The following is a 22,958-nucleotide window of genomic DNA, read 5'->3' on the forward strand; positions in this document are numbered from 1 at the left end:
CGTGAAGTGTCGGGCCGCTTCGGAGCAATACTAGGTATGAGACAGACGCACGTGCCGAATGATGCGCAGGTGATCATTCGCTCCAGGGATCGGCCCGAGGAGTTCAGCGAACTCTACCGGCGCCACGCCAGGGCGGTGTTCCGCTACGCGGCGTCGAGGCTCGGGCGCGAGCACGCCGACGATGTCGTTTCGGAAGCGCTGCTGGTCGCCTTCCAGCGGCGCGGATCATTCGACCCGGTGGCGGAGTCGGCCCTGCCCTGGCTGCTCGGCATCGCGACGCGGCTCATCCGCAAGCGCCGGCGCGAGGAGACCGCAGCCTGGCGGGCGGTGGCGCGGGCGAGCGGGCTCGGCGGCGCCGGCACCGACCGCTCGGGGCACGACCCGGCCGAAGCCATCGACGACCGACTGGACGCCCATGCGTCGATCGAGCGCATCTCATCCGCGATCGCGGCGCTTCCTGCACGCGATCGCGACGTGCTCACGCTGACCGCCTGGTCAGACCTCGACGCCTCGGGCATCGCCGAGGCGCTCGCCATTCCCGAGGGCACCGTGTGGTCTCGGTTGAATCGGGCCCGCAGGGCCCTTCGCAACATCCTCGACGCGGATGCGGTCCGCATTTCGGAGAACGATCATGAATATACGACTGAACGATGACGAACTGCGGCTGATCCGCTCTGCACGCAGCGGCGCCGAGACCGAGATGAGCGATGACGAGTTCGCTCGGGGCCTGGCCGCGTTCGAGCGCACCATCGAGGCTTCATCACAGGGATCGCACCGCGCCGGTTCCCAGGCGCGCCGGAGTCGCCGTCGGCGTCGCGGCCTGATCTGGACTGGAGCCGGCGTCGTCGCAGTGGGCGCCCTCGCCGGAGTCGCCCTCGTCGCGACGCCCGCGCCGGTGCTGTCTCCGGTGCTGGGCCCCGCGACGCCGAAGGAGTCGCACGCCGAGGCGGTCGAGCTGCTGCAGCGCGCCGCCGATGAAGCGCTCGCAGACGGTACCGAGTTGCAGCCGGGCCAGTACTTGAAGATGAGCTGCGAACTCACCGGAATCTCACCTATGTACACCGCCGACGGGTTCGCCGATGGAAATCCGCCGACGGGGTTGATGAGAGTGAGTGAAAAGCAGGCCGCCTACGTCCCGGATAACGATTCGGCTGAGACCGTGTTCCACCTCTCCCCGAAGTACGACACAGAGGTCGTCTTCGGGGAGTATCCCGATACCGAGTCTCCCGTGCCGTTCGACGGCGAGCGGGCGCTCGCCCCTGGCGAATATCAGGAATCCATACTGCCGCCGGGGCAGTTCTTTGCTGGCGTGACGATTCCTGAGAATCCCAGTGAGCTGGAGAGCGTCGCCCTGCGGCAGTGGGAGGACGGGCTCGCCGAGTTCTATCCGGACTCTCATTTCACGCCGGAGCAGACACTGTCGCGCGCGCTGTTCCCCTACCTGTCGAATGTGATGCCGCGGGAGATCAGGGCGGAAGCCTTCCGTCTGCTTTCTCAGCAAGCCGGTGCGCGGATGGTGGCGCTCTCGGAAGACGATCTGAGCTTCGATACGGCTGGCTCGGACACCCGGGTCGTGGCGTTCGAGGTGCTGGAGAACACCGAAACACAGCTGGTCTTCGACGTCGAACGTGCGCAGTTCATTGGTCAACGAGAAGTGCTCGTTGCGCCGACGGATGACTACCCCAACATGCAGGTCGGAGACACCGTGGGCTCGTCTGCCTGCACCACTTCGATCGTCGACGAGATCCCCGACATCGAAACCTGGAAATGAAGCCTTCCGAGGCGCGGATCCTGCTGAGCGAGGGCCGCGCCCTGTTCCGCCCGAGCGACTTCGCGAAGCTCGGTGATCCGCGTCTCAGACCCGTCGAATGGTGCCGCGAGGCGATCGGGGTGCTGGTCGAGGAGGCCTGCTGGGCTCCGGAGATCCATTGGATTCCGAGCGACGAAGTACGACTGGAGTTTCGTCGGGCCGGCAACGCGGAGTGGGCGTTGTCGGCGGCGAAACGGGCGGGCTTGGAGGCTCGGCATCTCGAAGCGGGGCGCGTCGTCATCGTGACCTTCGAACTCGAGAGCCTTCCGGCGTAGAGTGCCGGGCTCAGGTAGGCGGCGCGAGGAGCCGCAGCGCCGCCCAGAGCTCGGCGCGCGCGTCGGGGGAGTCGAGATCCATGCGCAGCAGCTCGGCCGCCGTGCGCATGCGCGCGGTGAGTGTGTGGCGGTGCACGCCGAGCTCGAGCGCGGCGGGGCTCGTCTGGCCGTGGTGGGCGAGCCAGACGCGCAGGCTCGCCTCGATGGCGTCGCTCTGCTTCTCGTCGTGGCGTCGCAGCGGCTCGAGGAGCCCGGCGGCGCGGCGCGGCGCCTCGGGGTTCTCGTGCAGCAGGCGGATGACGCCGGGATGGAGCTCGGGAGAGTAGTCCGTAGGCGCATCGATCGCCTCGGCCGTCGCATGCTCGAACGCGCGCTCGGCCTGGTCGAGCATGAGTTCGAGCTGCTCGAGCGGTGCCCGCTCCGAGAGCCCGGCGGCCTCGTGGTGGGTGCGGAACCGTCGGCGCAGCGCCTCGGCTTGACGAGCCTCCGCGATGATGACGGCGGCGCCGTGGAGCGTCGCCGCGAAGACACCGCTCGATGCCCCTTCGAGTTCGCGCAGCTCGTCCACGAGCTCGAACGGCAGGCGCTCGCGATCCCTGTGGCGCACGACCACCGCGTTGCCGCTCGGCAGCGCCGTGCCGGCGCCCGCGACGAGCCGCTCCGCGAGGGCGTACTCGTGCCCGAGCAGCAGCTCGACGACGGCCTCGCGCAGGGCCGCTTGCTCGGCATCGGCCCCGACGCGGCGCTCGAGATGCATCGTGGCGAGCGCAGCGACGAGAGCGAGCAGATTCCGCTCGGCGGCATCGGGCGGCCCGGCCTCCTCGACGACGAGCACGCCCCGCACCGGGCGCCCGAGCGCCTGCAGCTGCAGGCCGCCGCTCCGGGCGCCGATGCGGACGGCGCTCACACCGCGGTCGAGCATGCGCTGCACTTCGGTGCGCAGCAGCTGCGCCGGCGCGTCGGCACGCTCGGCGGCCGGCGCGAACTCGATGATGCGGCCGGTGCGATCCGTCACGCCGACCGGCCGGCCGAGTCGCGCCGCGGTTTCGGCGAGCACCGCCGAAAGACCCGTCGGGTGCAGCGACGCGTTCGACACGGCGCGTTGCGCATCGAGCGCCCAGAGATCGCGTTCGCGATCCCTGGCCTCGAGCAGTCGCACCGATGCCTGCACGATCGCGATGAACGGAGTGTCGTAGGGCACCCGGAAGAGCGGTAGCCCGAGGCGGTCGCAGGCCGACACGATGCGGGGCGGCACACGGTCGAGATGCAGGCCGACGCCGACGCCGAGCGCGGCGACGCGGGCGTCGATGAGGCGCCCGATGTAGGCGTCGGCATCGCTCTGCCGCCGGATCGCCGAGAAGCGGGCGCCCGTCGTGAGCAGCACCGTGTCGGGGGTGAGGAAGGGCGCCGGGTCCTCGATCTCGCTGACGTGCACCCACTGCACCGCGCGTTCGCCGGTGCGGTCGTCGGCTCCGGCGATGAGTACGAGCCCGAGATGGTACTGGTGCAGCAGCCCGCCGAGCGGGATGACCCGCACGGCTGATTCCGTCGTCATGGGCAATCCCTCTCTTGGTGCCAGGCTGTCGAAAGTTGCTCCTAGAAATATACATTCTGGCACGAGGTTGCACGGTATCGCGAGATTAGGCTGAGACGGAAATCGCAGCATGCCGGCCCGACCGGGCCAGAACCGAAGCGCATGCCCGACCCAAGGAGAACATTCATCATGGTCGATGTCATCGGCGGACCGTCGCTTCCCCAGGAGCGCAAGCTCGTCACGAGCATTCCCGGACCGAAGTCGCAGGAGATCATCGCGCGCAAGAACGCTGCGGTCGCTGCGGGCGTCGGCGCGGCTCTGCCGATCTCGATCGTCGCGGGCGGCGACGGCGTGCTCGTCGACGCCGACGGCAACTCGCTCATCGACCTCGGCTCGGGCATCGCGGTCACCGGTGTCGGCAACTCCGCGCCGCGCGTCGTCGAAGCGGTGCAGCGCCAGGTCGCCCAGTTCACCCACACCTGCTTCACCGTGACCCCGTACGAGGGCTACATCGCCGTCGCCGAGAAGCTGAACGAGCTCACCCCCGGCGACCACGAGAAGCGCTCGGCCCTGTTCAACTCGGGCGCCGAGGCGGTCGAGAACGCGATCAAGATCGCGCGCCACTACACGAAGAAGAACGGCGTCGTCGTGTTCGACCACGCCTACCACGGCCGCACCAACCTCACCATGGGAATGACGGCGAAGAACATGCCGTACAAGGACGGCTTCGGCCCGTTCGCGCCCGAGGTGCACCGCGTGGCCACCTCCTACCCGTTCCGCGACGGCCTCAGCGGCGCCGAGGCGGCAGCGGTCGCCCTGACCCAGATCGAGAAGCAGGTCGGCGCATCGAACCTCGCCGCCATCATCATCGAGCCCATCCAGGGCGAGGGCGGCTTCATCGCTCCCGCAGAGGGCTTCCTCCCCGCGCTGCAGGAGTGGGCGACCGCGAACGGCGTCGTCTTCATCCTCGACGAGGTGCAGACGGGCTTCGCCCGCACCGGCCAGATGTTCGCCGCCGAGCACGAGGGCGTCGTTCCCGACCTGGTGACCACGGCGAAGGGCATCGCGGGCGGCCTGCCGCTGTCGGCGGTCACCGGCCGCGCCGAGATCATGGATTCGGCGCACGCGGGCGGTCTCGGCGGCACCTACACCGGCAGCCCGATCGCCTGCGCCGCTGCGCTCGCCACGATCGAGACCTATGAGCAGGAGAACCTGCTCGAGAAGGCCACCGCCATCCAGGCCACCATCGAAGAGGTCTTCGGCGCACTCCAGCAGTCGGACGACCGCATCGGCGACATCCGCGGACGCGGCGCGATGATGGCGATCGAGCTCGTCGAGTCGGGTTCGAACACGCCGAACGCCGCGCTCACCTCGGCCGTGGCGAAGGCCGCCGCCGATCAGGGCGTGCTCGTGCTCACCTGCGGCACCTACGGCAACGTCATCCGCTTCCTGCCCGCGCTCACGATCTCCGACGCGCTGCTGCGCGACGGCCTGCAGGTCGTCGTCGACGCGATCACCAATAACTGAAGCGAACCCCCAGTACTCAGGCAGAGCGACGACAATCGAGTCGTCGACCCAGTGTGTAAGGAGCCACAGCATGGTACTCAAGCCCAATGAGCAGGATCTGCTCGATCGCGTCCAGTCCGGTCTCGGCATCGGCGGCAAGTGGGAGGCCTCGACCTCCGGCGCGACGTTCGACGTGCAGGATCCCGCGACCGGCGAGACCATCAAGACGATCGCCGATGCGACGGTCGAGGACGCCGTGCGCGCGCTCGACGCCGCGGTCGAGGCGCAGGCCGAGTGGGGTCGCACCCCGACCCGCGTGCGGTCGAACATTCTGCGCCGCGCGTTCGATCTGCTGATGGAGCGCAAGGAGGAGTTCGCGCTGCTCATGGCGATGGAGATGGGCAAGCCGATCGCCGAGGCGCGCGGCGAGGTCGTCTACGGCGGCGAGTTCCTCCGCTGGTTCTCGGAGGAGGCCGTACGCGTGCAGGGCGACTACCGCCAGAACCCCGAGGGCACCGGCAACATGGTCGTCTCGCACCTGCCGGTCGGCCCGTGCTACTTCGTGACGCCGTGGAACTTCCCGCTCGCGATGGCGACCCGCAAGATCGCGCCGGCGATCGCCGCCGGCTGCACTTCGGTCATCAAGCCCGCGGGGCTCACCCCCCTCACCACGATCTACTTCGTGCAGCTGCTCGAAGAGGCCGGCCTGCCCGCCGGCGTCGTGAACGTGGTGCCGACGACCAAGTCGAGCGCGCAGTCGAGCGCGCTGCTCTCTGACCCGCGCCTGCGCAAGCTCAGCTTCACCGGTTCGACCCCGGTCGGTGTGAAGCTGCTCGAAGCGGCAGCCCAGAACGTGCTGCGCACCTCGATGGAGCTCGGCGGCAACGCCCCGTTCGTCGTGTTCGAGGATGCCGATCTCGATCAGGCCGTCGAGGGCGCGATGCTCGCGAAGTTCCGCAACATCGGTCAGGCCTGCACTGCGGCGAACCGCATCATCGTGCACGAGTCGGTCGCCGACGAGTTCGCGAAGCGCGTCGGCGAGAGGGTCGCGGCGATGAAGGTCGGCCGCGGCGCCGACGAGGGCAACGATATCGGCGCGCTCGTCGAGGAGAAGGCCGTGGCGAACACGGCGCGCCTGGTCGCGGATGCGGTCGCCACCGGCGGCACGATCGTGACCGGCGGCGAAGCCGTCGAGGGGCCGGGCTACTTCTTCCAGCCGACCGTCATCGACCACATCAGCCCGCAGGCGGCGATCATGCGCGAAGAGATCTTCGGGCCGCTCCTGGGCATCGTGCGCTTCTCGACCGAGGAGGAGGCCGTGGAGATCGCGAACAGCACCGAGTACGGCCTCATCAGCTACGTGTTCACCGAGAACCTCGCACGCGGGCACCGCATGATCGAGCAGCTCGAGACCGGCATGATGGGCCTGAACACGGGCCTCGTGTCGAATGCGGCGGCGCCGTTCGGCGGCGTGAAGCAGTCGGGTGTCGGCCGCGAGGGCGGCTTCGACGGCATCCACGAGTTCCTCTCGACGAAGTACACGCTGATCCCTCGCTGATTCAGCACCGAGCGCTTCTCGGGCCCGCAGGGCACCGCGCACCCGTCACGGGTCGCGGTGCCCTGCGGCGTTCGCGGAGCGTTCAGCCCTCGCGCGAGGAGAGCTCGCACCACCACAGCACGGTCTCGCCGTAGCGGCGATCGCGAAGCGGTGAGAGCCCATCGGGCAGCGTCGGTTCGGGGGAGCGGCTGCTGCGCTCGACCAGCACCACCGCGTCATCCGCGAGCAGCGGGACGAGCGATGCGAGGTTCGCCGTGAGCTCGGCCTCGCCGAGATCGTAGGGCGGGTCGAGCATGACGACATCCCAGCGGTCCGGAGCCGCTGCGCCTCCGGCGGCGCGCTCGGCAGCCGCATCGACATAGCCCTGCGCCGATTGGCGCACCACGTCGATGACGGGCCGGGACTCCTCCCGCTCGAATGCCGTGAGCACCGTGCGGGCATTGCGCCCGGCCACCTGCGCCGCCGGGGCGTGCTTCTCGACGAGCACGACCGCCGACGCGCCGCGGCTCGCGGCCTCGAGACCGAGCGCGCCCGAGCCCGCATACAGGTCGAGCACCCGCGTGCCGTCGGTCATGCCCCACGACTCGAGCGCCGAGAAGATCGCCTCGCGCACGCGGTCGCTCGTCGGCCGGGTGCCCGCCTTCGGCACGTCGAGGCGCAGTGAGCCGGCACGGCCCGCAATGATTCTGGTCACCCGATGAGCGTACCGGGTGGTGCTTGGCCTCGGCGATGCCGCGGGGTACGATCGCCGCACCGATGTGCTCGATGCTCGCGACCCGACGCCGCTGCCCGTGCACGGAACGACTTACGGGGGAGGACGCGATGAGACCGCTGCGATACTCGATCAACGTCACGCTCGACGGATGCTGCCACCACGAGGCCGGGTTGCCGCCCGATGAGGAGTCGATGCTCTACTGGACCGTCGAGATGGAGCGCGCCGACGCACTGCTGCTCGGCCGCGTCACCTACGAGATGATGGAGTCGGCGTGGCGCCGGCCGGCGGCGGGCGGCTGGCCCGACTGGATGGAGTCGTGGGAGACGCCGTTCGCGGAGGCCATCGACGGGGCGCGGAAGTACGTCGTGTCGCGCACCCTCGACGCGGTCGATTGGAACGCCGAACTCATCGAAGGCGAGCTCGGCGAGACCGTGAGGGGCCTCAAGCAGGAGCCCGGCGACGGCCTGTGGGTCGGCGGGGTGACCCTGCCGCTGGCGCTCGCCGATCTCGGGCTGATCGACGAGTACGAATTCCTCGTGCACCCCGTGATCGCGGGGCGCGGGCCGACGCTGCTCGCGGGTCTGCGCGAGCGCACCCGCCTCGAGCTCGTGTCGCGCCGCGAGTTCAGTTCGGGCGTGGTCGCGGTGCGATACCGCCCCGTGCCGCGGACGGAGTGACCGACGGCTCCGTGACCGATCGAGCGCGTCGGATGCGGCCGATACGCTAGAACCATGGTGCATGCGACGCTCGACACGCCCCTCGACGGGGTCATCGGCGCGCGCACGGCGAAACCGCTCGCCAAGGCCTTCGACGTGCGCACTGTCGGCGAGCTGCTCATGCACCTGCCGCGCCGGTACTCCCGCCGCGGCGAGCTCACCCCGCTCACGGGTCTGCCCCCCGGCGAGCAGATCACGGTGGTGGCGCAGGTGCTCGATGTGCGCGAGCGGCAGATGCAGCGGCGGCGCGGTAGCATCCTCGAGGCGCGCATCACCGATGGTCAGGGATCGCTGACGCTCACCTTCTTCAACCAGGCCTGGCGCACCCGCGATCTGCGGCCCGGTCGGCGCGGCATCTTCGCCGGCAAGGTCAGCGACTACCGCGGCAGCCTGCAGCTGCAGCACCCCGAGTACGAGCTCTTCGAGGACCGCGACGATGCGCCGGGAGCCGAGAAGCTCGACGAGGCCGCCGCGAAGGCGTGGGCCGAGACGCCCGTTCCGATCTATCCGGCGACCGCGCAGGTGCCGAGCTGGACGGTGCAGAAATCGATCGTGCTCGTGCTCGATGCGGTCGCCGAGATTCCCGAACCCCTGCCCGCCGACATCGTGCGTGCGGAGGGCATCATGCCGCTCGGGCGCGCGCTCGAACTCGTGCATCGGCCGCAGAACGAGGCCGACTACCGCGAGGCCCGCCGCAGCCTGCTCTTCCGCGAGGCGTTCAAGCTGCAGCTCGCGCTGCTCGACCGGCGGCGACGGGCCGACGACGAGGCGAGCACGCCGCGCCCTGCTGCCGATGCCGGCGGTGCGCTCGCGCGCTTCGATGCGCAGCTGCCGTTCGAGCTGACGGGCGACCAGCGCAGCGCGGGCGCGGTGATCGCGAACGAACTGGCGCGGCCGCACCCGATGCACCGGCTGCTGCAGGGCGAAGTCGGTTCGGGCAAGACGCTCGTCGCACTGCGGGCGATGCTGCAGGTCGCCGCGAGCGGCGGCCAGAGCGCGCTGCTCGCCCCGACCGAGGTGCTCGCGTCGCAGCACTTCCGTTCGGTGGTCGAGGCGCTCGGGCCCGACCTCGCAGCCGAGATGAACCCGGTGCTGCACACCGGCCGCATGCCGGCAGCCGAGCGCAAGCGCGCGCTGCTGTCGCTCGCATCGGGGGCGTCGCACATCGCCGTCGGCACGCATGCGCTGCTCGGCGACGCCGTGAGCTTCTTCGACCTCGGGCTCGTCATTGTCGACGAACAGCACCGCTTCGGCGTCGACCAGCGCGAGGCGCTGCGCCAGAAGGGGCAGGCGCCGCACGTGCTCGCGATGACGGCGACCCCGATTCCCCGTACCGTCGCGCTCACCGCCTTCGGCGACCTCGAGGTGACGACCATCAGGGAGCTGCCGCCGGGCCGGCTCGGCATCGAAACCTTCACGGTGCCCGAGCTCGAAATGCCGAATCGTGCGGCCCGGGTATGGGCTCGAGCGCGCGAAGACATCGCCGCGGGGCTGCAGGTATACGTCGTCTGCCCGGCGATCTCGGCGGGCGTGGTCGAAGACGGAGATCTCGCAGATGCCGCAAGCGCCGACGGAGAAGGCGGTGCGCAGCGTCCCCTCGCGACGGTCGCCGACACGGTCGCGGAGCTGCGTGCGAGACCCGACTTCGAGGGGGTGGCCGTCGACGGGCTGCACGGCGGCATGGCGTCGGCCGACAAGGAGCGCGTCATGGGCGCGTTCGGCTCCGGAGAAACCGATGTGCTCGTCGCGACGACGGTCATCGAGGTCGGCGTGAACGTGCCGAACGCGACCATCATGATCGTGCGCGATGCCGACCGCTTCGGCGTTTCGCAGCTGCACCAGCTGCGCGGCCGCGTGGGGCGCGGCAGCCACGCCGGGCTCTGCCTGCTCATGACGACGGCCGAGCAGGGGTCCGTGGCGCGGGAGCGCATCGAAGCCGTCGCCGCCACCTCCAACGGATTCGCGCTCGCCGAGGTCGACCTCGAGCTGCGGCGCGAGGGCGACATCCTCGGCACGGCCCAGTCGGGCGGGCGGTCGACGCTGCGGCTGCTGCGCGTGACCGAGCACGGAGAGCTCATCGAGCACGCCCGAGCGGTCGCCGCCGGTCTGCTGGAGCGCGACCCGGAGCTCGAGACGGCGCCCGGAATGGCGGCGGTGCTCGCGAAGGATCGCGAAGCCGGCCTGCTCGACAACCTCGCGAAATCCTAGGGAGCACGGCGGAGCTGCGATGCGGCGCCGGGTACCCGGGTACTACGGGGTCGGTACCGTCGCACGATGAGCGGGCCGCCGTCGGCAAGTAAGGTGAACGCATGACCAGCATCAACGACGGGGCGGGCCGCGTCGTCGCCTCGGATGCGCGCCTGCCGAGGCCTCCGGGAATGTTCCGGCGCGCCCTCGCGGCGCATCCGGTCGCCGTCGATGTCTTCATCGTCGTCTGGTATTTCATCGGCACCGCGATGGGTGTCGGTCTCGATCTGCTCGCGGCTTCTGCGCAGACGGGTGATTCTTTCTCGTCGCTGTTCGGTGCGCCGCCCCATCTCGTCTGGCCCTGGTGGCCGCTCGCCGTCGTGCGCACGCTGGCAGTCGCTGCGGCGCTCCTGCTCCGTCGCAAGTACCCGTTGAGCGGCCTCGCGGTGACGGTGCTCGCGATGCTCGGCACCCAGGGGCTGACCGGTGCCGCGAACGCCGTCGCCCTGCTGTTCATGCTCTACGCCGTGCCGGTGTTCCGTAGTGCGGCGGCGGGGTGGGTCGGCTACGCCATGGCGCTTGCCGGCACGGCGCTGCAGTACCTGTGGGAGTTCGTAACCGGCGGGGGCGAAGCGGTCGATAGCGCGGCGGATATCCTCGCATCCGACACCACCACCATGGTCCGGTCCTTCGGCGACCTCGTCGTGCTGACGATCTTCTCAGCGCTCTGGTACCTCGCGGTGGTGCTGTTCGGCATCAATCTCGGCAATCGGCGCCGCTACCTCGAGGCGGTGATCGACCGCGCGCATCAGCTCGTGCGCGAGCGCGATCAGCTCGCCCGGCTCGCGGTGGCCGAGGAGCGCTCGCGCATCGCCCGCGAGATGCACGACATCGTCGCGCACTCGGTGTCGGTGATGATCGCTCTCTCGGAGGGGGCGGCGCGCGCCGCTTCGGCAGCGCCCGACAAGGCGGCCGAAGCGATGCAGCGCAGCGCCGAGACCGGCCGCACCGCGCTCGCCGAGATGCGCCGCCTGCTCGGCGCTCTGCAGGCCGAGGGGGAGAGCGCCGACCTCGTGCCGCAGCCCGGGGTCGATCAGCTGCCCGAGCTCGTGCGCGGGTTCGAGGATGCGGGCCTGACGGTCGTCTGCGAGGTCGCGGGCGCACCCTCGGGCGATCAGGGCCAGGAGCTCGCCGTGTACCGCATCGTGCAAGAGGGGCTCACGAACGTACTCCGGTACGCCGGGCCCGGCGCGCGAGCCGATGTGACGGTGCGTCACCAGGCCACCGGCGTCGAGATCGAGATCACCGACACGGGGCGGCCGTCGGGCACGACCGGGCCGAAGAGCGGCGTGGGCTCGGGCCGCGGGCTCGCGGGCCTCGCCGAGCGCGCCCGAGTGTTCGGCGGCCGCATCAAATCCGGGCCGTTCGCCCATGCCGACGGCAGGGTCGGCTGGCGCCTGCACGTCCATCTGCCCGCCCACGCGAGTACGCAACGACCATCGGCCCCGGTAGCGGGCCAGGAGGATCTCCCATGAATGACACCGCGATCCGCGTCATGCTGGTCGACGACCAGGAGCTGATCCGCACGGGATTCTCGCTCGTGCTGATGGGGGAGCCCGGTATCGAAGTCGTCGCCGAGGCGGCCGACGGCGAGGCCGCGCTCGCCGCGCTCGAACGGTTGCAGCACGAGGGCGGCGGCTGCGACGTCGTGCTCATGGACGTGCGCATGCCCGGCATGAACGGCATCGACGCGACCGCCGCCATCGTCGAACGGTTCGCCGAGACCCGGGTCGTGGTGCTCACGACCTTCGATCTCGACGAGTACGCCACCGGCGCCATCCAGGCCGGTGCCAGCGGCTTCCTGCTCAAGGACGCGAAGCCGACCGAGCTCGTCGACGCCATTCTCCGGGTGGCTTCGGGCGACGCCGCGATGGCGCCGAGCGTGACTCGGCGACTGATCGACCAGCTGCGCCGCTCCGACAGCGGGATCGGCGCGCCCGCGACCGGCGGAGACGCCGCGGCGCTCGACCCCGCCCTCGCAGTGCTGACCGAACGCGAGCTCGACGTGCTGCGGCTCATCGCGCGCGGCAGCAACAACGCCGAGATCGGCGCCGAGCTCTTCCTCTCGGAGTCGACAGTGAAGACCCACGTGGGGCGGGTGCTCGCGAAGCTGCAGCTGCGCGACCGGGTGCACGCGGTCATCTTCGCGGGGCAGCACGGGCTCTGACCGCCGCGCGGCGCGGAGAAGACCGGAGGATCGGCGATCCCTGTCGACCCGACCGCGCCGCCACCCGGTGCGACTTGAGCAAATTTTCGGCCTGAACCCCTAGGCTGAAGGCATGACGAGAATCGCAGTGGTACCCGGTTCGTTCGATCCGGTGACGATGGGGCACATGGACGTCATTCTTCGGGCGGCCGGCATTTTCGACGAGGTGCACGTGCTCGTCGTGCACAACCCGGGCAAGAACGCCATGCTCCCGATCTCGGAGCGCATGAATCTGCTGAAGCAGTCGCTCGAAGAGATGCACGCTCCGCAGAACATCACCGTCGCGTCGTGGTCGGTCGGGCTGCTCGTCGACTACTGCACCGAGGTCGGCGCATCCGTGCTGGTCAAGGGCATCCGATCGCAGGTCGACGTCGCGTACGAGACCCCGATGGCCATCATGAATCGCAGCCTCGCGGGCGTCGAGACCGTGTTCATGCTGCCCGACCCGGCCCACGCCCACGTGTCGAGCACGCTCGTGCGCCAGGTCTCGGAGATGGGCGGCGATGTCAGCACCTATGTGCCGGGCGCCGTCGCGAGCTTCCTGAACAAGCGGAGGCCCAGCTGATGCAGTCGACCCGTGTATACGAGGAGAACATTCGCGACCTCGTGGGCAAACCCGGCGAGATGCGCGAGCGTTCCCGCTCGTTCGCCGTGCCCGAGAAGCTCGGCGAAGCGCTGGCCGAGGTTCCCGCCGGCACCGTGCTCGACCTCGACGTGCGTCTGGAGTCGGTGCACGAGGGCATTCTCGTCTCCGCAGAGGTGAGCACCACCATGCACGCCGAATGCGGTCGCTGCCTGAAAGAATTCGCCACGCCGTTTCAGATCGAATTCCAGGAACTTTTCGCGTATACTCCTACGGAGGCCGACGAGTACGGGGTTCACGGTGATCACGTGGATCTTGAACCCCCGCTCCGAGATGCGGTAGTGCTTGCACTGCCGTTTCAGCCTGTGTGTCGCCCGGACTGCCCGGGGCTCGACCCCGAGTCCGGTGAGCTGCGCGATGCCGAGGTTGGAGGGCTGCCCGCAGAGGATCTGGATCCGAGGTGGGCGGCGCTGGCAGGCTTTCAGACGAATGCCGCCACGGCTCAAGATGAACCTGGCACGGGTGAGACTCCCGGGCCCGTAAGCAAGTAGGAAAGAGAACATCATGGCTGTTCCCAAGCGGAAGATGTCGCGCTCGAACACCCGTCACCGTCGTTCGGCGTGGAAGGCCGAGGCCCCCAAGCTGGTGAAGACCGTCGAGAACGGCCGCACCGTCTACAGCCTCCCGCACCGCGCTCGCGTGGTCGAGGACTCGCAGGGCAACGCCCTCTTCCTCGAGTACAAGGGCCGCAAGGTCGCTGACGCCTAAGTTGGCGTCGACTGAACGAAAGCCGCCGGAGCCGCCCCAGGGCGAACCCGGCGGCTTTCTCATCCCCTTCGGAGTGCGGCCCGACCCCGAGCTGCTCGAGCTCGCCCTCACGCACCGGTCGTGGGCGTACGAGCACGGAGGCGCCCCGCACAACGAGCGCCTCGAGTTTCTCGGCGACTCGATTCTCGGCCAGGCGGTCACGATCAAGCTCTACCGCGACCACCCCGACCTGACCGAGGGCGAGCTCGCGAAGCGCCGTGCCGCCCTCGTCTCGACCGTCGCGCTCGCCGAGATCGCCCGCGGACTCGACCTCGGCGCGCACCTGAAGCTCGGCAAGGGCGAGAAGCAGACCGGCGGCCGCAACAAGGATTCCATCCTCGCGGACACGGTGGAGGCGCTGATCGGCGCCGTCTTCCTGTCGACCGACGCGGCGACCGCCGACCGTTTCGTGCTCGACCTCGTCGCGCCGCTGCTCGCCGACCCCGAGCGCTTCACCGAGACGCTCGACCCGAAGACCGCGCTGCAGAAGATCGCGGCCGAGCGCGGGCTGCCGCACCCGCCCTACGAGACGACCGGCACCGGCCCCGACCACGACCGGCTCTACACGGCGGTCGTGACCCTCGACGGCGAAACCGGCACAGGCACCGGCACGAGCAAGAAGGTCGCCGAGCTCGCCGCCGCCCGCGACGCCGTCGAACGCCTGCGGCAGCGCAGGAGCCGGCGCAAGCGCCAGCGGAATGCCTGAGCTCCCCGAGGTCGAAGTCGTGCGTGCGGGTCTCGCGCCCGCCGTCACCGGCGCCCGCATCGCCGCCGTCGAGGTGCGCGACCCGCGCGCCCTGAAGCGGCACGTGCCGAGCGGCGGCGACGACGGTCTCGGCGGCCACAGCGTGACGCTGACGCCCGAGGCGGGCGCTGCGCGCGCAGCCGATTTCGAACGCCGCGCCGTCGGTCTGCAGCTCCAGGCGCCCGTACGGCGGGGCAAGTTCCTGTGGATCCCTGTCGAGGGCGAGGCCGGCTCGTCGGCCGCGCAACCCGCGGCTCTGCTCGCGCATCTCGGCATGAGCGGTCAGCTGCTGCTGAGATCGCACGAGGCGATCGACGATCGGCACGTGCGCATCAGGCTCTGGATCGAGCATGCGGAGCACGGCGAATTGCGCGTCGACTTCGCCGATCAGCGGCTGTTCGGTTCGCTCGCGATCGATGCGCTCGCGCCGGCACCCGATGGGCACGGCGAGCTGCCGGCCCAGGCGCTGCATATCGCCAGGGATCCGATCGACCCGCACTTCGACGACCTCTCGTTCTTGTCGAAGCTGGTCTCGCGCTCGACCGGTGTGAAGAAGCTGCTGCTCGACCAGACCCTCGTGAGCGGCGTCGGCAACATCTACGCCGACGAGGCGCTCTGGCGTGCGCGCGTGCACCCGGAGACGCCGGGCAGTGCGCTCAGCGGTCGGAAGGCGAGCGAGCTGTTCGTCGCGCTGCGCGACGTATTCGCTCAGGCGCTCGCCGAGGGCGGCACGAGCTTCGACGCGCAGTACGTGAACGTCAACGGCCAGGCCGGCTATTTCGCGCACTCCTTGAACGCCTACGGGCGCACGGGAGAGCCGTGCCCGCGCTGCGGCACGGCGATCAAACGCATTCCGTTCGCCGGTAGGTCTTCCCATTTCTGTCCGAGGTGCCAGCGGCTCCGCTGACACTGCCGACGGGGAGCTCGTGCCCCGATATCCTTCCCTGATGCAGTTCTGTGCGTTACATGAGTTCTTCGACATCGTCGGCGACCGTTATGGGGTGCCGGGTGCGCCCCAGGCGGAAGATCAGAGCGGTGACTACGAATCCGGCACCGTGATGATCGGCGCTGAACACTGGCGGATACGTACGGCGCGGGTGACGCCCAGGAAGCCAGGGGCGTTTGTTGCCGTATGGAAGCGCGACGAGGCGGGGGAGACGAAGCCGTTCGCTTCGGACGAGGAAGTTGACGGACTTCTTGTGTTCGTGCGTGAGGCAGAGAACTTCGGGGTTTTTCGATTTGCTGCCTCCCATCTCGAGGTTCTGGGCGTCACTCGCTCGTCCGCGTATCCCGGTAAGCGAGGGTTCCGTGTATATCCCCATTGGAGTGAGGGTCTGAACCCACAGGCCACCCGCGCGCAGAAGGCGCAGTCCGAAGCCTTCATCATGCTCCGATAGATAGATGGGGTACGTCGCGCGCTCCTCGGTATTTACGGTCTCGAGCGCGTCGTGGAGACCCGCGACTCCTGGTCGCCCGACGGCCCCCGCAGGTCGTCCAAGGTCACGGTGGGTGCGCTCGACTCCTCGGGCGACCGTCTGCTCGTCGTCACGACGTTCGACTGAACCCCGGGGATCCGCGCCTGTGGAAGCTCGGCCAGCTCAGGCCGAATTGCGGTGCTCTGCGCTCGTGGTGACGAGTGCCCGACTCCGGGTGCGCCACGGCGATACTTGTGCCGTGCCCGTCGGCGCGCAGGCGCTCCGAGCAGACCGCCTCGCCGCTGATGAGGCGCAGCGGGCCATCTTCGCCACGAGAATCTGCTCTTCGTCGCCCCAATCGATGTTGTCGATCACATGGATCTCAACGGCGAACTCGCTCGTGCCGCCCAGTATCACCGAGGTGTCGGTGCGTCGCGCCTCGAGGGCAGCCGGGTTGTACTCGTCGACGAACATCGCAGTGCAGCCGTGGCGGGCGAGCTCGCAGAAGCCCGCGGCGGCGCAGCGCACACGTCCCGTTGCCGCCGATTCTCACTCCATCTTCAGCGTCATCAGGTGCTCGCGTGCCCGTGCGGCCGCCGCCTGGTCGTCCCGTGCGGCGATCGCCTCCAGGACGCTCGTGTGCGCGTGCTGGTCGGCGTCGCCCCCGAACTCGCCGCGCAGCCGCAGCATGTCCACCATCGCCTGACGGCTGCGCGGTGTGAAGCTGTCGAAGAGGTCGACCAGGATCGGATTGTGCGCGGCCACGACGATCGTGCGGTGAAAGGCGATGTCCGCATCGACGTGCGACTCGACATCGACCTGATGTTCGGAGCGCTCGTTCACGGCACGCCGCATGGCGCGCAGCTCGGTCGACGTGCGCCGCTGGGCGGCGAGCATCGCCGCTTCGACCTCGATCGCGATGCGGGCCTCGATGACTGCATCGATGTCGGCCCGCTGCAGCGCCTCGCTCCAGTCCTCGACGACGTCGAGCGAGGCCACGAACACGCCCGCCCCCTGACGGGTCGTCAGAACGCCCTGTCCGGCGAGCCGTCGGATGGCCTCGCGCACCGTCGACCTGCCCACGCCGAGCTGGGGTCCGAGGGAGTTCTCCCCGGGAATCTTCGACCCCAGCGGCCATTCGCCGCCCCGGATGCGCTCGAGGAGCAGATCGGCCGCCTGCTCGGCGAGCGGTGCTCGCGACACTTGCACCATGAGACCCCACCTCACTACTTGTCTGAGAAGTTGTGTATAGTCTAGCCTATGTCTCAGCGAAATCTCCTTCTTCGCCGCGCCAGGAATTGACTCGACCCAACGACCGGACGACCTGCGCGCGGAGCGACCCCTGACCACTGCCGGTCCCATCCGTGCGGCGCCGCGCCCGAGCGCGCCCGATCCGAAAGAACTCCATGAGCACGTCCTCTCATCGCACCCGCCGCAGGCTCGGCCTGTGGGCTCTCACGGTCACCCATGCCGCGAACGACTTCTACACCGGCGCGGTTGCCGCCCTGCTGCCGTTCTTCGTGCTCCAGGCGGACTACTCCTACGCGGCGATCGCCGGCATCACCCTCGCGGCGACCGCCCTGTCGAGCGTCGCCCAGCCCGTATTCGGATACCTCAGCGACCGCTACGGCATGAGGTGGATGAGCCTCGCCGGGCTCCTCGCCGCCGGCACGGGAATCGCTCTGAGCGGGATCGTCGCCGACTCCTACGCCGCGGTCTGGATCGTCATGGCCGTCTCCGGCATCGGCGTCGCAGCGTACCACCCGGCGGCGACGGTGGAGGCGCGCGAGCTCGGCGGCGGCACGAGCGGCTCGATGAGCCTGTTCTCCGTCGGCGGCAACTTCGGCGTCGCGCTCGCGCCGTCGGCCGTGATCCTCGTCATCGGCACGTTCGGGCTCTCGGGCACGGGCTTCCTCATCATCCCGGCCCTCGTGCTCGGGCTGGTGTTCGCGATGGTCTCCGGGAAGCACCTGTTCTCGCGAACTGCGCCCACCGAGCGCGCGTCCGCGACATCGAGGCCGTCCGTTCCCGATGACTGGAAGGCGTTCCTCTGGCTCACCGTCGTGCTGGCCACCTGGTCGGTCGCCTACGTCGGTACCTCAACCTTCATCGCGCTCTACTCGATCGAGCGCTTCTCGGTGAGCACCGGCTTCGCGTCCATCGCGCTCTCGCTGTTCCCGGCCGCCGGCGCAGCGGGGACCCTGGCCGGCGGTTGGCTGGCCGACCGTTTCGGGCGGTTGCGCATCGTCCGCACCGGCTATCTGCTGGCCGCCTTCTCGACCATCGCGATCGTCCTCGCGCCCTCGCCGACCGTGGTCATCGTCGCGACCGCGGTCCTGGGCGCGAGCCTGTTCCTGCCATTCGCGGTGCAGATCACGCTGTCGCATTCGTACCTGCCCAATCGGATCGGCGTGGCCAGCGGCGTCACCCTCGGGCTGACCCTATCGTTCGGAGGGCTGGTCAGCCCGCTGCTGGGGTCCGTCGCGGACCAGTCGAGCGTTCAGACGGTCTTCCTGATCTTGGTCGGGCTGCTGGTCGCAGGCTTCGCGCTCTCGTTCGTTCTCAAAGAGCGACGGAGCACTGCTGCCGAGAATACCGAACGGCCGGACCCGGCCGTCGAGCTGGAGGGGGCCAATGGCTGAGCCGGAGATCCTCCGCCTCGACGGCATCGACTTCATCCGGCAGTCCCAGCAGATCCTTGCCGGGATCGAACTGACCGTCCGGTCGGGGGAGCGGTGGGCCCTGATCGGCCCGAACGGCGCGGGCAAAAGCACGATCTTGAGCATGTGCGGTGCGGTCGAGCATCCGAGCCGCGGCACCGTGCACGTGCTCGGCCGTCGGCTCGGGCGAGTCGACATCAGGGAGTTGCGCGAGTCGATCGGACACGTCAACCCGCGGCACCCGCTGCGATCGCCCCTCTCCGTCCGCCAGGTGGTCCTCACTGGAGCGACCGGGACCACGGAGCTCATGCCCAGATGGGAGCCCGACCAGCACACCCTCGCCAAAGCCGACGAGCTCATCGACCTGCTCGGGTTGGCCGGCAGCGAGTCCGCGACCTGGCCGACGATGTCGCAGGGGGAACGCGGCCGTGCGCTCATCGCCCGCGCGTTGCTCAGCAACCCGCCCCTCCTGCTCCTCGACGAGCCTACGACCGGGCTCGACGTCGCCGCGCGCGAGCAGTTCCTCACCACGATCGACGTGCTGCACCGCGCCCGGCCAGAGCTCGCGACCGTCCTGGTGACGCACCACTTCGAGGAGCTGCCCAGCACGACCACCCATGCCATGCTGGTCAAAGGCGGCCGGGTGCACGCGTCGGGAGCGGCCCGTGACATGCTGAAGACCCGGCTCGTGAGCGAGTGCTTCGACCATCCGATCGAAATCGCGCACCGCGCCGGACGATGGCAGGCGCGAACGCCCGTCGCTCGCTGACCTGCTGCCGCACTGAAGCTCGTGTTACGCCCATCCGGCGGCGAATCCGACGCAGCTCGCGGACACGCCAGCCGGAAGACCCGCCTCGCTGCACACCTGCGGTCGCACGGGGGAGCCTTGCTCGTGCTGCGGCGGGCGATCGACCTGAGCCGAGCGCAGCAGCCGAACGCATTGGACCGATTCGTCGGAGAACTCGCCGGACGGCTCGGGAAGCCCGCCGTGCTGCACGACGCATACCCCGACGAGTGAGCCCTGAGGCGCGGCCTCCTACGGGACGAATCGGGCCAGAATCTGGCTGACGATCGCTCCTGGGAGGAGGAGAGCGGCGCCCCGGGCGGAATCCCGTGCCCGAATCGGGAACCCATCGCGTTCCAGCTCCCTGCGTGCGAGGATCGCGCCGGGCAGCATGACGGGAACAGCCGTCGCGACACCGGCGGTGTATCGACGCTGGGCGACCGATGCGGCGAGATGCGTGTAGACGTGCCATTCGAGACCGGCGACCGCGGCTCGATAGAGCTTCGAACGGCCGCCGGTTCTGCTGCCCCGCCAGCAGGCGACCGCGATCACGATTCCCATGAGCCCGACCGCGACCCACGACTGCCGTCTGCCGATGCGCAGCCCGTCGATTCCGGTGCGTTCGGCCAGTGCATCGCAGGTCGAGGGGAATGCCAGCGCCTCCTCGACGTCGTGAAGCGCCCAGGCGGTGAAGAGCAGTGCGGGCCCGCGTGCGATCATGCCTGCATTCTAGTAACTGACCGACTGGTTCAAAAGGCATATACGCTTGTCTGCATGCACATCAACGAGACTCGTGCCTGGAATCGCTTCTACGCGCCCGGCACTCCCGTGGACATCGAACCCGTCACCGGCTCGCTCATCGACCTCCTCGAAGAGCGCTGCACGCAGTGGGCCGTACGCGACGCCATCAGCTTCTTCGGCCGCACCCTGAGCTACCGCGAACTCGGCGACCAGGTGTCGCGCGTCGCACGGGGTCTGCGCAGCATCGGCGTCAAGGCCGGCGACCGCGTCGCCCTGATCATGCCGAATGCTCCGCAGCATGTGATCGCGTTCTACGCGGTGCTGCGCCTCGGCGCGACGGTCGTCGAGCACAACCCGCTCTACACCCCGGATGAGCTCGAGACCCAGTTCCGCGACCACGGCGCGACCGTCGTCATCGCCTGGAGCAACGTCGTCGAGCAGGTGCAGGCGCTCCCGAAAGATCTCGGTATCCGCACGATCGTGTCCGTCGACGTGACGGAGGCCATGCCGGTCGGCATGCGTATCGCCCTCCGGCTGCCGATCGCGAAGGCGCGCGAGTCGCGGGCGAAGCTCTGGTCGTCGACCGTCGGCACCATCCCGTTCTCGAAGCTGCAGCGCTCGGCGCCGATCCCTGCCGACCACCCGCGACCCGGGCGCGACGACATCGCCTGCCTCCAGTACACCTCGGGCACGACCGGGGCGCCGAAGGGCGCCATGATCTCGCACGGCAACCTCTGGGCGAACGCCCGCATGGGGGCCGCGTGGATGCCCGACTTCGAGCACGGTTCGGGCAGCATCTACGGGCTGCTGCCGATGTTCCACTCGTTCGGGCTGCTGCTCTCGGTGATCTACTCGGTCGAGACCGGCTCGCGCGCCGTGCTCTTCCCGACCTTCGACCCCGAGCTCGTCGCGACGGCCGCGAAGCGGTTTCCGCCGACCTTCATCCCCGCGGTGCCGCCCATGTTCGACCGGCTCGCGCGCGTCGCCCGCGACGGCGATCTGAACCTCGACGAGGTGGTGTACTCGATCTCGGGCGCCATGACGCTGACCCCCGCCGTCGTCAAGCGGTGGGAGGGCCTTGCCGGCAGCATGCTCAACGAAGGCTATGGGCTCACCGAGACGAGCCCGATTGCGCTCGCGAATCCCTTCACCGACGAACGCCGGATCGGGGCGATCGGCCTCCCGTTCCCGTCGACCGAGATCCGTGTCGTGAACCCGGAGGAGCCGACCGAGCAGGTCGAGTTGGGCGAGGTCGGCGAGCTGCTCATCGGCGGCCCGCAGGTCTTCACGGGCTACTGGAATCGGCCGGAGGAGACGGCGGCGACGCTGCTCGACGGCGGCTGGGTGCGCACCGGCGACCTGGTGGTGCAGGATGAGGACGGCTTCGTCACGGTCGTCGACCGGAAGAAGGAGCTCATCATCACGGGCGGTTTCAACGTCTCGCCGAGCGAGGTCGAGCGCGTCGTGAACACCGTGGCCGGGGTCGCGGAGTCGGCAGTGGTCGGGGTGCCGCGCGGCGGTGGCGCCGAGGTCGTGACCGCCGCGGTCGTGCTCGAGCCCGGTGCGTCGTTCGACGAGGCGGCGGCGCGGGAGGCCGCGCGCGAGCACCTCGCGGAGTTCAAACGGCCGACCACTTACGTCGTGTGGGAGGAGCTGCCGAAGTCGCTCATCGGCAAGGTGCTGCGTCGCCGCGTGCGCGATACTCTCGTAGCAGATCGCGGTGCCGTGCGCGCGATCGAACTCGCAGAGGAATAGGCGGGCGGTATGGGCGACGTGCGCGAGGGCGCGGGCGTTGGTCGTGCCCGGGCACTGCTCCCGTTCCTTCCGTATGCGCTCGCCTCGGTCGTGCACTGCGTGCTGATCGTCTTCGATTTGCCCGGCAAGGGGTTCGAGACGAAGCAGCTGCTGATGCCGGCGCTCGCTCTTGCGGTGGTGTGGGCGACTTGGGGGGAGCGTCCGTGGCCGCGCGGCGCCATGGTGCTCGTGCTCATCGCACTACTCGCCTCGTGGATCGGCGACGGCGCCGGCCTCTTCTTCCCGAGCCTGCCGGCACTGCCGATGATGATCCTGTTCTTCGCGATCGCGCACCTGGCGTACATCGCCCTGTTCTGGCGGGCGCCCGGCATCGACGGCGTGCGTCGCGTGCCCGGATGGTCGTTCGTCTACGCGATCTGGTGGGTCGCGACGCTGATCGTCGTCGGGCCGCACGCGGGCGCGCTGTTGGTGCCGTTGGCCGTGTACGGCGTGGTGCTCGGGATGACCGCCGCGCTGTCTCCGCGATTCGGCCGTGGCGTCGCGGTCGGCGGCGCCTTCTTCCTCGTGTCGGACACCTGCATCGCGCTCAAGGAGTTCGTCGGCCTGCCGGTCTGGCTCGGCGACCTGATGATCATGCCGACGTACACGCTGGGTCAGGGGCTCATCGTGTACGGCACGCTCGCGCTGCTGCGCCGACAATCGGGTGATTTCTCCAGGGATCAACGAGTGTTCTGAGCTTCACTCTTCCTCCACAGGGTGGCGTTTCGGGCGGATTCGCCCGAATTAGGCGAGTTATCCACAATTCCTGATCAGAAGCATTTTTCGGGGTGCGGATGTCGGTGGGAACTGGGACAATGGAAGCATGTTCACCACCTCCGATCACGCGCCTCAGGGCCCGGGT

Annotated in this window: 24 protein-coding genes; 19 read left to right on the plus strand and 5 right to left on the minus strand. The window is 69.3% G+C overall.

Annotation, left to right across the window (positions count from 1 at the left end; translation table 11 throughout):
- Positions 1–36 precede the first annotated feature (36 nt).
- From ACUYTF_RS11015 to ACUYTF_RS11025, 3 genes are read left to right on the plus strand one after another with little or no spacing between them, the layout of a single operon-like run.
- On the plus strand, positions 37–654 hold the full coding sequence (locus tag ACUYTF_RS11015) for an RNA polymerase sigma factor (RefSeq protein WP_449279826.1): 618 nt from the start codon (positions 37–39) through the stop codon (positions 652–654).
- Entirely contained in the window at positions 632–1,771 is a 1,140-nt protein-coding gene (locus ACUYTF_RS11020; RefSeq protein WP_449279827.1) for a hypothetical protein, read from the plus strand. Before ACUYTF_RS11015 ends, ACUYTF_RS11020 begins: the two co-directional genes overlap by 23 nt.
- Positions 1,768–2,085, plus strand: a complete 318-nt coding sequence (locus ACUYTF_RS11025) for a hypothetical protein (RefSeq protein WP_449279828.1) — start codon at positions 1,768–1,770, stop codon at positions 2,083–2,085. Before ACUYTF_RS11020 ends, ACUYTF_RS11025 begins: the two co-directional genes overlap by 4 nt.
- Before the next feature lie 10 nt (positions 2,086–2,095).
- Here ACUYTF_RS11025 and ACUYTF_RS11030 read toward each other — a convergent pair whose 3' ends face one another.
- Positions 2,096–3,640: a PucR family transcriptional regulator gene (locus ACUYTF_RS11030; RefSeq protein ID WP_449279829.1), complete on the minus strand. Its 1,545-nt coding sequence runs from the start codon at positions 3,638–3,640 to the stop codon at positions 2,096–2,098.
- 168 nt (positions 3,641–3,808) lie between these two features.
- On the opposite strand from ACUYTF_RS11030, the gene gabT reads away from it, so the two are divergent.
- A complete protein-coding gene (gene gabT, locus ACUYTF_RS11035; protein WP_434143735.1) occupies positions 3,809–5,146 on the plus strand; it encodes a 4-aminobutyrate--2-oxoglutarate transaminase in 1,338 nt (445 codons plus the stop codon).
- A gap of 70 nt (positions 5,147–5,216) precedes the next feature.
- Positions 5,217–6,683, plus strand: coding sequence for an NAD-dependent succinate-semialdehyde dehydrogenase (locus ACUYTF_RS11040; protein WP_434143737.1), 1,467 nt, complete (start codon positions 5,217–5,219; stop codon positions 6,681–6,683).
- A gap of 82 nt (positions 6,684–6,765) precedes the next feature.
- On the opposite strand, the gene ACUYTF_RS11045 is transcribed toward ACUYTF_RS11040, so the two are convergent.
- Positions 6,766–7,377: an RsmD family RNA methyltransferase gene (locus ACUYTF_RS11045; RefSeq protein WP_449279830.1), complete on the minus strand. Its 612-nt coding sequence runs from the start codon at positions 7,375–7,377 to the stop codon at positions 6,766–6,768.
- 128 nt (positions 7,378–7,505) lie between these two features.
- Between ACUYTF_RS11045 and ACUYTF_RS11050 the strand changes: the two genes are divergently transcribed.
- The 10 genes from ACUYTF_RS11050 to ACUYTF_RS11095 all read left to right on the plus strand — a co-directional run bounded on the left by ACUYTF_RS11050 (position 7,506) and on the right by ACUYTF_RS11095 (position 16,099).
- Positions 7,506–8,075: a dihydrofolate reductase family protein gene (locus tag ACUYTF_RS11050; protein ID WP_434143740.1), complete on the plus strand. Its 570-nt coding sequence runs from the start codon at positions 7,506–7,508 to the stop codon at positions 8,073–8,075.
- A 54-nt stretch (positions 8,076–8,129) separates the two neighbouring features.
- Positions 8,130–10,322: a DEAD/DEAH box helicase gene (locus ACUYTF_RS11055; RefSeq protein ID WP_434143742.1), complete on the plus strand. Its 2,193-nt coding sequence runs from the start codon at positions 8,130–8,132 to the stop codon at positions 10,320–10,322.
- 101 nt (positions 10,323–10,423) lie between these two features.
- Entirely contained in the window at positions 10,424–11,836 is a 1,413-nt protein-coding gene (locus ACUYTF_RS11060) for a histidine kinase (RefSeq protein WP_434143743.1), read from the plus strand.
- Complete coding sequence (locus tag ACUYTF_RS11065; protein WP_434143745.1) at positions 11,833–12,528, plus strand: response regulator; 696 nt, start codon at positions 11,833–11,835, stop codon at positions 12,526–12,528. The genes ACUYTF_RS11060 and ACUYTF_RS11065 overlap by 4 nt, the downstream gene beginning before the upstream one ends.
- Before the next feature lie 112 nt (positions 12,529–12,640).
- Positions 12,641–13,132: a pantetheine-phosphate adenylyltransferase gene (coaD, locus tag ACUYTF_RS11070; protein WP_434143746.1), complete on the plus strand. Its 492-nt coding sequence runs from the start codon at positions 12,641–12,643 to the stop codon at positions 13,130–13,132.
- Positions 13,132–13,701 (plus strand): YceD family protein, encoded by a 570-nt coding sequence (locus ACUYTF_RS11075; protein WP_434143747.1) that lies wholly within the window; start codon positions 13,132–13,134, stop codon positions 13,699–13,701. Before coaD ends, ACUYTF_RS11075 begins: the two co-directional genes overlap by 1 nt.
- Before the next feature lie 13 nt (positions 13,702–13,714).
- Positions 13,715–13,918 carry a 50S ribosomal protein L32 gene (gene rpmF / locus ACUYTF_RS11080; protein WP_017885009.1) on the plus strand — a complete coding sequence of 68 codons (204 nt, stop codon included), beginning with the start codon at positions 13,715–13,717 and terminating at the stop codon, positions 13,916–13,918.
- 61 nt (positions 13,919–13,979) lie between these two features.
- On the plus strand, positions 13,980–14,663 hold the full coding sequence (rnc, locus tag ACUYTF_RS11085; RefSeq protein WP_434143944.1) for a ribonuclease III: 684 nt from the start codon (positions 13,980–13,982) through the stop codon (positions 14,661–14,663).
- On the plus strand, positions 14,656–15,609 hold the full coding sequence (gene mutM, locus ACUYTF_RS11090; protein WP_434143749.1) for a bifunctional DNA-formamidopyrimidine glycosylase/DNA-(apurinic or apyrimidinic site) lyase: 954 nt from the start codon (positions 14,656–14,658) through the stop codon (positions 15,607–15,609). Before rnc ends, mutM begins: the two co-directional genes overlap by 8 nt.
- 40 nt (positions 15,610–15,649) lie before the next feature.
- The gene (locus ACUYTF_RS11095) at positions 15,650–16,099 is read left to right on the plus strand and encodes a MepB family protein (RefSeq protein WP_434143751.1); all 450 of its coding nucleotides are present in this window, start codon (positions 15,650–15,652) and stop codon (positions 16,097–16,099) included.
- Between the two features lie 201 nt (positions 16,100–16,300).
- Here the strand turns inward: ACUYTF_RS11095 and ACUYTF_RS11100 are convergent, their stop codons facing one another.
- On the minus strand, positions 16,301–16,645 hold the full coding sequence (locus tag ACUYTF_RS11100) for a hypothetical protein (RefSeq protein WP_434143753.1): 345 nt from the start codon (positions 16,643–16,645) through the stop codon (positions 16,301–16,303).
- A 21-nt stretch (positions 16,646–16,666) separates the two neighbouring features.
- Positions 16,667–17,329, minus strand: a complete 663-nt coding sequence (locus tag ACUYTF_RS11105; RefSeq protein WP_434143755.1) for an FCD domain-containing protein — start codon at positions 17,327–17,329, stop codon at positions 16,667–16,669.
- 194 nt (positions 17,330–17,523) lie between these two features.
- On the opposite strand from ACUYTF_RS11105, the gene ACUYTF_RS11110 reads away from it, so the two are divergent.
- Positions 17,524–18,759: an MFS transporter gene (locus tag ACUYTF_RS11110; RefSeq protein ID WP_449279831.1), complete on the plus strand. Its 1,236-nt coding sequence runs from the start codon at positions 17,524–17,526 to the stop codon at positions 18,757–18,759.
- Positions 18,752–19,546, plus strand: coding sequence for an ABC transporter ATP-binding protein (locus tag ACUYTF_RS11115; protein WP_449279832.1), 795 nt, complete (start codon positions 18,752–18,754; stop codon positions 19,544–19,546). The genes ACUYTF_RS11110 and ACUYTF_RS11115 overlap by 8 nt, the downstream gene beginning before the upstream one ends.
- Positions 19,547–19,813: 267 nt before the next feature.
- Here ACUYTF_RS11115 and ACUYTF_RS11120 read toward each other — a convergent pair whose 3' ends face one another.
- Positions 19,814–20,281 carry an HXXEE domain-containing protein gene (locus ACUYTF_RS11120; protein WP_449279833.1) on the minus strand — a complete coding sequence of 156 codons (468 nt, stop codon included), beginning with the start codon at positions 20,279–20,281 and terminating at the stop codon, positions 19,814–19,816.
- Positions 20,282–20,335: 54 nt separating this feature from the next.
- Between ACUYTF_RS11120 and ACUYTF_RS11125 the strand changes: the two genes are divergently transcribed.
- Both ACUYTF_RS11125 and ACUYTF_RS11130 read left to right on the plus strand, forming a co-directional pair.
- The gene (locus tag ACUYTF_RS11125) at positions 20,336–22,057 is read left to right on the plus strand and encodes an AMP-binding protein (RefSeq protein WP_449279834.1); all 1,722 of its coding nucleotides are present in this window, start codon (positions 20,336–20,338) and stop codon (positions 22,055–22,057) included.
- 9 nt (positions 22,058–22,066) lie between these two features.
- Complete coding sequence (locus tag ACUYTF_RS11130; RefSeq protein ID WP_449279835.1) at positions 22,067–22,792, plus strand: lysoplasmalogenase family protein; 726 nt, start codon at positions 22,067–22,069, stop codon at positions 22,790–22,792.
- Positions 22,793–22,958: the final 166 nt, after the last annotated feature.

The sequence above is a fragment of the Leucobacter sp. GX0328 genome, assembly GCF_053567315.1.

What these genes read in the sequence shown, in the direction of transcription:
- ACUYTF_RS11015 (WP_449279826.1), top strand. Translation starts at nt 37, where the DNA reads ATGAGACAGACGCACGTGCCGAATGATGCGCAGGTGATCATTCGCTCC.
- ACUYTF_RS11020 (WP_449279827.1), top strand. Translation starts at nt 632, where the DNA reads ATGAATATACGACTGAACGATGACGAACTGCGGCTGATCCGCTCTGCA.
- ACUYTF_RS11025 (WP_449279828.1), top strand. Translation starts at nt 1,768, where the DNA reads ATGAAGCCTTCCGAGGCGCGGATCCTGCTGAGCGAGGGCCGCGCCCTG.
- ACUYTF_RS11030 (WP_449279829.1), bottom strand. Translation starts at nt 3,640, where the DNA reads ATGACGACGGAATCAGCCGTGCGGGTCATCCCGCTCGGCGGGCTGCTG.
- gabT (WP_434143735.1), top strand. Translation starts at nt 3,809, where the DNA reads ATGGTCGATGTCATCGGCGGACCGTCGCTTCCCCAGGAGCGCAAGCTC.
- ACUYTF_RS11040 (WP_434143737.1), top strand. Translation starts at nt 5,217, where the DNA reads ATGGTACTCAAGCCCAATGAGCAGGATCTGCTCGATCGCGTCCAGTCC.
- ACUYTF_RS11050 (WP_434143740.1), top strand. Translation starts at nt 7,506, where the DNA reads ATGAGACCGCTGCGATACTCGATCAACGTCACGCTCGACGGATGCTGC.
- ACUYTF_RS11055 (WP_434143742.1), top strand. Translation starts at nt 8,130, where the DNA reads ATGGTGCATGCGACGCTCGACACGCCCCTCGACGGGGTCATCGGCGCG.
- ACUYTF_RS11060 (WP_434143743.1), top strand. Translation starts at nt 10,424, where the DNA reads ATGACCAGCATCAACGACGGGGCGGGCCGCGTCGTCGCCTCGGATGCG.
- ACUYTF_RS11065 (WP_434143745.1), top strand. Translation starts at nt 11,833, where the DNA reads ATGAATGACACCGCGATCCGCGTCATGCTGGTCGACGACCAGGAGCTG.
- coaD (WP_434143746.1), top strand. Translation starts at nt 12,641, where the DNA reads ATGACGAGAATCGCAGTGGTACCCGGTTCGTTCGATCCGGTGACGATG.
- ACUYTF_RS11075 (WP_434143747.1), top strand. Translation starts at nt 13,132, where the DNA reads ATGCAGTCGACCCGTGTATACGAGGAGAACATTCGCGACCTCGTGGGC.
- rpmF (WP_017885009.1), top strand. Translation starts at nt 13,715, where the DNA reads ATGGCTGTTCCCAAGCGGAAGATGTCGCGCTCGAACACCCGTCACCGT.
- mutM (WP_434143749.1), top strand. Translation starts at nt 14,656, where the DNA reads ATGCCTGAGCTCCCCGAGGTCGAAGTCGTGCGTGCGGGTCTCGCGCCC.
- ACUYTF_RS11095 (WP_434143751.1), top strand. Translation starts at nt 15,650, where the DNA reads ATGCAGTTCTGTGCGTTACATGAGTTCTTCGACATCGTCGGCGACCGT.
- ACUYTF_RS11105 (WP_434143755.1), bottom strand. Translation starts at nt 17,329, where the DNA reads ATGGTGCAAGTGTCGCGAGCACCGCTCGCCGAGCAGGCGGCCGATCTG.
- ACUYTF_RS11110 (WP_449279831.1), top strand. Translation starts at nt 17,524, where the DNA reads ATGAGCACGTCCTCTCATCGCACCCGCCGCAGGCTCGGCCTGTGGGCT.
- ACUYTF_RS11115 (WP_449279832.1), top strand. Translation starts at nt 18,752, where the DNA reads ATGGCTGAGCCGGAGATCCTCCGCCTCGACGGCATCGACTTCATCCGG.
- ACUYTF_RS11120 (WP_449279833.1), bottom strand. Translation starts at nt 20,281, where the DNA reads ATGATCGCACGCGGGCCCGCACTGCTCTTCACCGCCTGGGCGCTTCAC.
- ACUYTF_RS11125 (WP_449279834.1), top strand. Translation starts at nt 20,336, where the DNA reads ATGCACATCAACGAGACTCGTGCCTGGAATCGCTTCTACGCGCCCGGC.
- ACUYTF_RS11130 (WP_449279835.1), top strand. Translation starts at nt 22,067, where the DNA reads ATGGGCGACGTGCGCGAGGGCGCGGGCGTTGGTCGTGCCCGGGCACTG.